Genomic DNA, 2,473 nt, shown 5'->3' on the forward strand with positions numbered 1-2,473 from the left:
GCCGGGCACCGGCGAGTTCCCGAACCCGGGCAGGTCGAGCGCGATCACGTCGTGGTGGGCGGTGAGCCGGTCGAACACCGGCTCCCACGCCTGATGACGGTGACCGATGCCGTGGACGAGCACGAGCGGCTCCCCGCTGCCCGCCCGGCGGAAATGAACTGTCATGACCGCCCTCCCACCGACGTCCTGCCGAAGGACCGCCCGAGCTGGCGCACCTCGTCCTCCATCTGGTCGACCATCGTCCGGCCGCCGAACCTGGTGATCAACGCGTCCGTCAAGCCGCTCAGCACCACCGGTCGCAGCGCCTGCACCACGGCGAGCGAGCGTGGCACGTACACCTTGCGTCTGCGGCGCTCGACACCGCGCAGCAGGGCCTCGACGCACTGCTCGACCGGGACGACCGTGGACAGCGGCCGTGGCAGCCGGCGCAGCGCGGTGCGGAACGACGCCAGGTCGTCACGGATGTCGCGGACCAGGTCGGTGTCGATCCAGATCGGATGCGCGGTGCCGACGGTGACGCCCTGCGGGCGGGTCTCCAGGCGCAGCACGTTGGCGAACTGCTCCACCCCCGCCTTGGACGCGCAGTAGGCGGCCATGCCGGGCATCGCCGTGAAGGCCGCGGCGGACGAGACGATCAGGACGTGACCACGGGCGGCGGTGACGTGGGGCAGCGCCGCGCTGACCGTGCGGATCGCGCCGCAGAGGTTCACCTCGACGGTACGGACCAGCGCGTCGACCGGTCCCACGGCGACGGTGCCGAGGTTCGCGATGCCCGCGTTGGCCACGACGACGTCGATGCCACCGAAACGGTCCACGGTCGAGGTCACCGCGGCGTCCAACGCAGCCTGGTCGGTGACGTCGCACTCGTACCAGTGCGCGTCGAGGTCGGCGCTGAGCCGCTTGAGCAGCTCGCCCTCCAGGCCGACGAGGGCGACCCGGGCCCCGCGGGCGACGGCCTCGCGGGCCAGTTGCGCCCCGATGCCGCGCGCCGCGCCGGTGATGAGAATGGTCTTGCCGGCCAGGTCATAGCGCATCGGCATGCTCCCGTTCCGAGTCGTTGGGGGTGCTGCCGGCCGAAGCGGTCCGGTAGTCGGCCGGGCGGAAGCGGCGCAGACGCATCCGGAAGCTGGTGGCGAGGCCCGGCCAGACGGTGGTGTTGCGGCCGGTGGCGTCGAGATACCAGCTCGAACAGCCGGTCTGCCAGACGGTGCCGGCCATCTTCTGGTCGATCCGCTCGGTCCAGCGCTGTTGCGCCTGCGCGGTGGGCTCGATGGCCTGGATGCCCGTGGCCCGCATGTGCCGCAGGGCCGCGAGGACCAGGCGCAACTGCGCCTCGATCATCAGCACCACCGAGGTGTGCCCGAGCCCGGTGTTCGGGCCGAGCAGGAAGAACAGGTTGGGGAAGCCGGCGATGGTGGTGCCCCGGTACGCGTGCATGCTCGGGGTCCAGGCCTCGCTCAGGCTACGTCCGGCACGGCCGTGGATGCGCCGCACGACGGGGGAGTCGGTGACGTGGAAGCCGGTGCCGAAGATGACCGTGTCCGCCGCGTGGTGCACACCGTCGTCGGTGACGAGGCCGTCCGGCACGAGCCGGGCGATGCCGGCGGTCACCACGTCGACGTTGGGCCGGGTGAGCGACGGCCAGTAGTCGTTGGAGATCAGCACCCGCTTGCAACCCATCGTGTACCGGGGGGTGAGCTTGTCCCGCAGGTGCTGGTCGGGGACCTGCCGGCGCAGCGTACGCAGTGACAGCCGGGAGGCGAAGCGGTTGAGCGCCGGGTACAGGAAGCCCAGGCCCAGGCTCTCGCGGAGCAGATAGAGCCGTGCCCGGGCGAGGCGTTGCGCGCCGGGCACTGTGCGAAACGCGGCCTGCTCGACAGCGCTGATCCGGCGCGACAGCCTCGGCATGATCCACGCGGGGGTGCGCTGGAAGAGCGTCAGCTTCTCGACCGTCGGCTGGATCTGGGGCACGAACTGGACGGCGGAGGCGCCGGTGCCGATCACCGCGACGCGGCGGCCGGTGAGGTCGTGATCGTGCCGCCACCGCGCCGAGTGGAACACGGTGCCGGCGAACTCGTCGATCCCGGGCAGGTCGGGGATGGCCGGGTCGCTGAGCGGGCCGGCCGCACAGATCAGGACCCGGGCGGTGTGCTCGCCGCCGGAGGTGCGCAGCAGCCACCGTTGGCGCTGATCGTCCCACCTCGCCTCGTGCACCTCGTGGCGCAGCCGCAACCTCGGGCGGATCCCGAAGCGGTCGACGCAGCCGCGCAGGTAGTCCCAGATCTCCGGCTGACCGGAGAAGGTGTTGGACCAGTTCGGGTTGGGCGCGAAGGAGAACGAGTAGAGGTGCGACGGGACGTCGCAGGCGCAGCCGGGGTAGCTGTTGTCCCGCCAGGTGCCGCCGACGTCGTCACCCCGGTCGAAGACGAGAAAGTCGGTGAAGCCGGCCCGCTGCAGGCGGATGGCGGCGCCC

Annotated in this window: 3 protein-coding genes; all 3 read right to left on the reverse strand. The window is 71.7% G+C overall.

What is annotated here, in order from left to right:
* Nucleotides 1–165, reverse strand: a 165-nt coding sequence (locus tag KBX53_RS29500) for an alpha/beta fold hydrolase (protein ID WP_210862909.1), incomplete at its 3' end; no start/stop codon positions are given.
* The gene (locus tag KBX53_RS29505; RefSeq protein ID WP_210862906.1) at nucleotides 162–1,034 is read right to left on the reverse strand and encodes an SDR family oxidoreductase; all 873 of its coding nucleotides are present in this window, start codon (nucleotides 1,032–1,034) and stop codon (nucleotides 162–164) included. The genes KBX53_RS29505 and KBX53_RS29500, both read right to left, overlap by 4 nt.
* Nucleotides 1,024–2,473, reverse strand: a 1,450-nt coding sequence (locus tag KBX53_RS29510) for an NAD(P)/FAD-dependent oxidoreductase (protein WP_210862907.1), incomplete at its 5' end; no start/stop codon positions are given. The genes KBX53_RS29505 and KBX53_RS29510, both read right to left, overlap by 11 nt.

This window comes from Micromonospora sp. M51, from assembly GCF_018070305.1.
Classification (GTDB): Bacteria; Actinomycetota; Actinomycetes; order Mycobacteriales; family Micromonosporaceae; genus Micromonospora; species Micromonospora parva.

What these genes read in the sequence shown, in the direction of transcription:
- KBX53_RS29505 (WP_210862906.1), bottom strand. Translation starts at nt 1,034, where the DNA reads ATGCGCTATGACCTGGCCGGCAAGACCATTCTCATCACCGGCGCGGCG.